We start from the raw sequence: 6,837 nt of genomic DNA, 5'->3' as shown, positions 1-6,837 counted from the left end.
CGCCTGTACTGGCCGGCAGAACCGGCACTTGATGGCAGCTGGACGCAGCCACCGCTGGAAGTAGTGAAATAGGAAGGAGATTCGATCAATCGTCAGTGCAAGGTTTCGATCCGTTGGGTAGTCTTCTACGTGCGCGCGATCGAAATGACGGCGGGACGACTTGTCTACAACTACTTTGATGTGCGCGCCGCCTCACTTGAGAGTGCGGCGCCCGGGCCTGATCCAAGCACCAGCATCCAGTGAATTCACCAGACGACGGAAATCCAAATGAAACTTCTCAGAAATATTGGAAGGCTAACAACGATCAGCGCCTTTGCCTTTGCGATCCTGGCAGGTTGCGCCAAACAGGGTGACCCTGTTGATGTTGCAGACAAGGCTGACAAGCAAGAGGGCATCCCGGCGCCTGGTATCGAAGAAACCAGGGCCATCGCAGAGGAGGGCTTCATCTACGGCCTGCCAATCGTGATGAACTACGCGGTCATGTACGAATACGCCGTCGACAAGGACTCTGGCCAATACAAGGCGCCGTTCAACCAGATCAAGAACGAAGCGCGGGTCTTTACCTACGAAGACACCGCCATCATCACACCAAACAGCGATACGCCATACTCGTTCCTGTGGCTTGACCTGCGCGCCGAACCTATCGTGATCTCGGTGCCGCCGGTGGAAAGGGAACGCTACTTTGCCGTGCAGCTGGAGGATGGAAACACCTTTAACTTTGGCTACATCGGCACGCGTTCGACCGGAACGGATGGCGGCGACTTTCTGGTTGTCGGACCTGAGTGGAGCGGAGAAACCCCGGCCGGTATCAAGGAGGTCTTCCATTCGACGACACAGTTCGCGTTGAGCGGTTTCCGAACCCAGCTGTTCAATGCCGCGGACATGCCCAACGTCGTGAAGATCCAGGCAGGCTACAAGGCGCAGCCGCTGTCAGCCTTCCTCGGCCAGCCGGCACCAACTGCCCGGCCTCAAGTCGACTTTCCCAAGATCGACAAGAAGTTGTTCAAGAGCAACTTTTTCGACTATCTCGGCTTCGCACTGCAGTACGCGCCCGCGGGTCCGGAAGAAAAGGCGATTCGCGAGAAGTTGGCCAGTATCGGCATCGGCCCGGGCAAGACATTCGACATGAAGGAACTCTCGGACGAGCACAAGGCAGCGATCGCGTTGGGCATGAAGACAGGTGCTGAAAAGATCGACAAGTATCTGGCGACGGGGCAGAAACCCATCAACGGATGGACGCTGCGTTCAATGTTCGGAAATCGCGCATTTTTCAATGGCGACTGGATGTTGCGTGCTGCAGGTGCCAAAGCCGGCATCTACGCCAATGACGCGGTCGAAGCTGTCTACCCATTTACTCGCATAGACGAAACTGGCGCCACGCTGGATGCCAGTAAGCACGACTACACACTCACCTTCAATGCTGGTGAACTGCCGCCGGTCAATGCGTTCTGGTCAGTGACCATGTATGACGGCAAGACCCAGCTCCTGATCAAGAATCCAATCAACCGCTATCTCATCAACTCACCGATGCTGGCGGAAATGAAAAAGAATGCCGATGAATCGTTGACCATCTACATCCAGAAAGATTCGCCGGGCAAGGACAAGGAGGCCAATTGGTTGCCGGCTCCGGATGGTCCGGTCTATCTGACCATGCGCCTGTACTGGCCCAAGACCGAAGCGCCACCCATCCTCCCGGTAGGCGAAGGTACCTGGCAGCCGCCGGGTGTTGTAGTGGCGAAGTAGGTCGCTTCAACAACCAAAGGCACGTGGGGCCGCTTTCCAGTATGAGCGGCCCGCGAGTTCGGTCTTGCGTAGCCACGACGACAATCCATCAAGCAAGAGGGTCAAAAAGGAAAACGTTCAGAACTTTTGGAAAGCTGGCGGCGGCCACCACCATTGCTCTCGTAGTGTTGGCGGGCTGCGACAAGAAAAATGACCCGGTCAGCGTTGGAGAACAGGCTGACAAACAGCGTGGCGTTCAGGCTCCAGGCATCGAAGAAACGAGGACAATCGCCGAGGAAGCTTTCATCTATGGCTTGCCGATAGTAATGAACTACGCGGTGATGAACGAGTTTGTCCTCGACAAGAACTCCGGACAGTACAAGGCTCCGTTCAATGTCATCCACAACGAAGCCCGAGTATTCACTTACAAGGATACGGCGGTGGTCACTGCGAACAGCGACACGCCCTATTCAATGCTCTGGCTCGACCTGCGGGCCGAGCCGAGGGTGATCTCGGTACCGGCGGTCGAGAAGGATCGCTACTACTCGGTGCAGCTCGTCGATGCCAGTACCTATAATGTCGGCTACATCGGCAGTCGAACAACGGGCACCGAACCGGGGAACTACATGGTCGCGGGTCCCGACTGGAAAGGCGAGACACCGATGTGAATCAACAAGGTCTTCCAATCAGACACGCCGTTTGTTGCGACGATTTTCCGTACTCAGCTTTTCAATCCGGAAGACATGCCGAACGTGGAGAAGATTCAGGCGGGCTACAAGTCACAGTCACTTTCCGAGTTCCTGGATCAGCCCGCTCCGACTGCCGCTCCAAAGATCGATTTCCTCCCGGCGACAACCAAGGGCATCAAGGAGAACTTCTACGCGTATCTGGACGCCGCGCTTCTATACGTGCCGGAGACGTCGGATGATAAAGCGGTCCGCTCCAGATTGGCCACAATCGGCATCGGCCCAGGAAGGTCCTTTGATTTCAAGGATCTTTCACCAGAGCACAAGGCGGAAGTCTTGCTCGGGATGAAGGCGGGTGACGACAAGGTGTCTGCCTTCGCCGCTGGCGGCGGAAAGGATGAAAATGGCTGGCAAGTGGGTGGGCTGGCTGGAGGAGATCGCGCTTCCTTCGATGGCAATTGGCTAAAGCGTGCCGCGACCGCAAAGGCAGGCATCTACGCAAACGCCCCGGATGAGGCAATGTACCCTGCAACACGCAAGGACAGTAGCGGCAATACCCTTGATACCAGCAAGCACAATTACACGCTCACATTCCCGGCCGAACAGTTCCCGCCAGTAAATGCCTTCTGGTCAGTGACCATGTATGACGGCAAGAGCCAGTTGCTGATCGAGAACCCGATCAACCGTTATCTCATCAACGCGCCGATGCTGCCGAGCATGAAGAAAAACGCAGATGGATCGTTGACGATCTACATCCAGAAGGATTCGCCGGGCAAGGACAAGGAATCCAACTGGCTGCCTGCACCCAACGACGAGGCCTATCTGGTCATGCGACTGTATTGGCCCAGGCACGAGGCCCCGTCGATCCTGCCGCCCGGCGAAGGCACCTGGCAGCCGCCGGGTATCGTCGTGGCTGAGTAACTTCGCGAACGTGGCTTGAGTCCGCGAGCCGCTCCTTCGCCGGAGCGGCTCGCTGCGTTTGAAGGGGCGAAATCCATCGAGTGTCTGCGGATTGGGGCGCCTACCAACGCCAAGCAGCACGGTTCGTCAATTCCGCATTCCAACTGTTAGGCTTTGTGCCTCTTCCTCAAAACGCCCCTCTCATGCCCGAATCATCTGCGAACATCGTGGCCATCGAGCAGTACCTGAAAGGACTGCAGGATCGGATCTGCCCATCCATTGAAGCGCTCGATGGTGCAGCAAAATTCCGCGAGGACCTTTGGCAGCGTGCGGAGGGCGGCGGTGGCAGGACGCGCATCCTTTCTGGTGGCGCCGTCTTCGAACAGGCAGGAATTGGATTCTCCAAGGTTCACGGCAATACTTTGCCGCCTTCGGCTTCGCAGCACCGCCCGGAACTGGCTGGTCGAAGCTGGACGGCGCTTGGCGTGTCGCTGGTGTTCCACCCGCTCAACCCATTCGTGCCGACCACGCATATGAATGTGCGCTACTTCGAAGCAAAGGCAGAGGGCAAGGATCCGGTCTGGTGGTTTGGCGGAGGATTCGATCTGACGCCGTTCTACCCGTTCGATGAAGATGTTCGCCATTGGCACGCAATCGCGAAACAGGTATGCGTTGCGGCCGGAGATGATGCCTACACGCGATACAAGAAATGGTGCGATGAGTACTTCTTCCTGAAACACCGGAACGAAACACGGGGCGTTGGCGGGATTTTCTACGATGATCTGCACGAAGGAGGTTTCGATCGTTGCTTCGACTTCATGCAGGCCGTCGGTGATGGCTTCCTGAAAGCCTATGGTCCGATCGTGGAGCGCAGGAAGGCAACCGCGTTTGGTGATCGGGAACGGGAATTCCAGCTCTATCGGCGAGGCCGCTACGTGGAGTTCAACCTGGTCTACGATCGCGGCACGCTGTTTGGCCTTCAATCAGGCGGGCGCGCAGAGTCGATTCTGATGAGCTTGCCGCCCAGAGTCCGGTTCGAGTACAGCTTCCAGCCGGAGCCTGGCAGCAGTGAGGCACGTCTGGCCGACTACCTGGTGCCGCGGGACTGGTAGGCAATCCCGCGATCGAATCCTGCCTGCATCAGTCCCACTGATACAGCGAGAAGTAGACCGGTGAGACCGGTCCGTCCAGAGCGTCGCGATCCAGCCGGCCATCGCCGTTGTGATCGTGATACATCTGCTCCGGCCCGTTCTGGGGAATGATGTGGACCATGCGCAGCAAACCGTTCTTGCGATATTCCTTGACCGTGTCGTTGCCCTGCTTTCGTTCGGTGACCGAATCGCTGGTGGCAATGATCTGCTCGGGAGTCGGCTTGCGTGACGCGAGTGGGCGGACCGCACTGGTATCGGGCATCACCGGTTGCAATGTTTCATGACCCCCCGTTGGTGAGGGGGTATTGCCGGTCGCAGTTGCAGCCTGGGTTGTCACCCCTGGATCATCCATCCCCGGTGGCGGCGGCGCACTACCGAAAGTTTCCTGTGCCGGTGGCGTCGGGCCCTGCTCTTCAGCCCAGACAACCCCGGAGGCCGCGAGGGCAGACACGAGCGACATCAGGATTACGGTGCGAATCATGGTGGAACCTCCAACAGTGTTCATTGGCATAGTCTAGCCCGTAAAAAGCACAAGGTCGCGGAAATTCATCCCCGTCACGCTGCAATGTTGTCGAAACCCCGGCATATCTGCCTCGCTGTAAACCTTGTTCTCAATTGGAGCCCGAGATATCCGACTACCCAGTGCGAGAATCGAGGCCTTACCGGCGCGCTGGTGGGACCGCCCAGGCATCCCCCGTATGGCCAGCTTCATCGCTTTCGGAATTGATTGACAGGCCATAAGCAAGCTTCGCGCTAGCCAAAAAAGCCCGGGCATTCCGGCTGCCGACATCAGGTTCAAGTGCTGTCGCAGCAACTCCATCGAATGGCGGGCATCTCCAGAAGCAAGCGCCGCTGCGCCGTTGCAATCACCCGAGTCTCGGGCCAAGCTGCCCAGCCCGATATCACGTGATACTGCCATGACGTCCTCGCGAAAACGCCTGGTCCTGATCGACGGTTCTTCCTATCTGTTCCGCGCGTTTCATGCCTTGCCACCTTTGACCAATGCGGGCGGCGAGCCGACTGGCGCACTGTTTGGTGTGGTCAACATGCTTCGCGCGACGCTGAAAGAGCAGCCGGACTACACGGCGTTCGTGAGCGATGCCTCCGGGCCTACGTTCCGGGATGAAATGTATCCGGAGTACAAGGCCAATCGGGCGCCCACGCCTGATGAGCTGAAAGCGCAGATCGAGCCAATGCTCGCCATAGTGGGGGCGCTCGGATTTCCGATCCTGAGGGTGTCCGGTGTGGAGGCCGACGATGTCATCGGAACGCTGGCACGGGAGGCGGAATCGCTGGATATCGAAGTTGTCATATCAACCGGCGACAAGGATTTCGCCCAGCTTGTTTCGCCCCATATCAGCCTGTTCAATACCATGACCAATACAACGCTGGACCGGGACGGGGTCATCGAAAAATTCGGCGTTCCTCCCGAGCGCATCGTCGACTTTCTTGCGTTGACCGGTGACACCGTCGACAACGTGCCCGGTGTGCACAAGTGTGGCCCGAAAACGGCAGCAAAATGGATTGCGCAGTACGGGTCGCTGGATGGTGTCCTCGAAAGTGCGGAAAAGATCACGGGCAAGATCGGCGAATACTTGCGTGAGGCCGTGCCACACCTGCCGTTGTCGCGGCAGCTGGTGACGATCAAGACCGACGTCGCTCTGGATACGGGCGTGACAGGCCTGTCACTGCGCGATCCCGATCTCGACCAGCTGCGCGAACTGTATCGGCGCTACGAATTCAATGCGGCGCTCAAGGAGCTGGAGTCGAAAACCGGGGCATCACCGCAGCCGGAGAGTTCGTCAGCGGCGACCAGTGCAGTCGGCGAGTCAGGAGAATCCAGGCCTGCCAGCGGACTGGACCCTGCACTGCACGGACCCGGCACCCAGGAAATGATCATGGACATGGAGCGTTTCCAGCACTGGCTGGAATTGCTCGTCAAGGCAGACCTGATCGCCTTCGACACTGAAACAACGTCGCTGGATTCCATGCGCGCGCAGATCGTGGGCATCTCCCTTGCTGTCGAGCCCAAGGTGGCTGCCTACATTCCCCTGGCACATGACTACGCCGGCGCACCCGCGCAGCTTGACCCGGAGACCATCCTGGCCGCGCTCAAGCCCATTCTCGAGAATCCTGACAAGGCCAAGCTGGGTCAGCACGCCAAATACGACATGAATGTCCTCAGCAACGCCGGGATCACCGTTCGAGGCCTTGCCCACGACACCATGCTCGAATCCTATGTCCTGAATTCGACCGCATCCCGGCACGACATGGATACGCTGGCCCGACGCCATCTGGGTTACGAGACCATTCCTTTCGAGACGGTGGCCGGCAAGGGTGCCAAACAGATCCTGTTCTCGCAGGTCGATCTGGAAACC

At 58.2% G+C, this 6,837-nt stretch carries 5 protein-coding genes and 1 pseudogene; 5 read left to right on the top strand and 1 reads right to left on the bottom strand.

Annotation, left to right across the window (positions count from 1 at the left end):
- Nucleotides 1-267: 267 nt before the first annotated feature.
- The 4 genes and pseudogenes from WBP53_RS10495 to hemF all read left to right on the top strand — a co-directional run bounded on the left by WBP53_RS10495 (nt 268) and on the right by hemF (nt 4,420).
- Entirely contained in the window at nt 268-1,743 is a 1,476-nt protein-coding gene (locus WBP53_RS10495; protein ID WP_423928659.1) for a DUF1254 domain-containing protein, read from the top strand.
- Between the two features lie 41 nt (nt 1,744-1,784).
- Nucleotides 1,785-2,489, top strand: a pseudogene (locus WBP53_RS10490) (DUF1254 domain-containing protein); the annotation flags it as partial.
- Nucleotides 2,466-3,329 carry a DUF1254 domain-containing protein gene (locus WBP53_RS10485; protein WP_423928661.1) on the top strand — a complete coding sequence of 288 codons (864 nt, stop codon included), beginning with the start codon at nt 2,466-2,468 and terminating at the stop codon, nt 3,327-3,329. The pseudogene WBP53_RS10490 and the gene WBP53_RS10485, both read left to right, overlap by 24 nt.
- 182 nt (nt 3,330-3,511) lie before the next feature.
- Entirely contained in the window at nt 3,512-4,420 is a 909-nt protein-coding gene (hemF, locus tag WBP53_RS10480) for an oxygen-dependent coproporphyrinogen oxidase (RefSeq protein WP_423928657.1), read from the top strand.
- 28 nt (nt 4,421-4,448) lie between these two features.
- Here the strand turns inward: hemF and WBP53_RS10475 are convergent, their stop codons facing one another.
- On the bottom strand, nt 4,449-4,940 hold the full coding sequence (locus WBP53_RS10475) for a DUF2782 domain-containing protein (protein WP_423928655.1): 492 nt from the start codon (nt 4,938-4,940) through the stop codon (nt 4,449-4,451).
- 436 nt (nt 4,941-5,376) lie between these two features.
- Here WBP53_RS10475 and WBP53_RS10470 point away from each other — a divergent pair.
- On the top strand, nt 5,377-6,837 hold a 1,461-nt coding region (locus WBP53_RS10470), incomplete at its 3' end, for a 5'-3' exonuclease H3TH domain-containing protein (RefSeq protein WP_423928653.1).

This window comes from Dokdonella sp. (assembly GCF_049593775.1).
GTDB lineage: Bacteria > Pseudomonadota > Gammaproteobacteria > Xanthomonadales > Rhodanobacteraceae > Dokdonella.
Note: the sequence above shows the minus strand (reverse complement) of the source record. Positions and strands in the feature narration are given on the sequence as shown.

Excerpts from the sequence above, each read along its gene's own strand:
- hemF (WP_423928657.1), top strand. The coding sequence starts at position 3,512 with ATGCCCGAATCATCTGCGAACATCGTGGCCATCGAGCAGTACCTGAAA.
- WBP53_RS10495 (WP_423928659.1), top strand. The coding sequence starts at position 268 with ATGAAACTTCTCAGAAATATTGGAAGGCTAACAACGATCAGCGCCTTT.
- WBP53_RS10475 (WP_423928655.1), bottom strand. The coding sequence starts at position 4,940 with ATGATTCGCACCGTAATCCTGATGTCGCTCGTGTCTGCCCTCGCGGCC.
- WBP53_RS10485 (WP_423928661.1), top strand. The coding sequence starts at position 2,466 with ATGCCGAACGTGGAGAAGATTCAGGCGGGCTACAAGTCACAGTCACTT.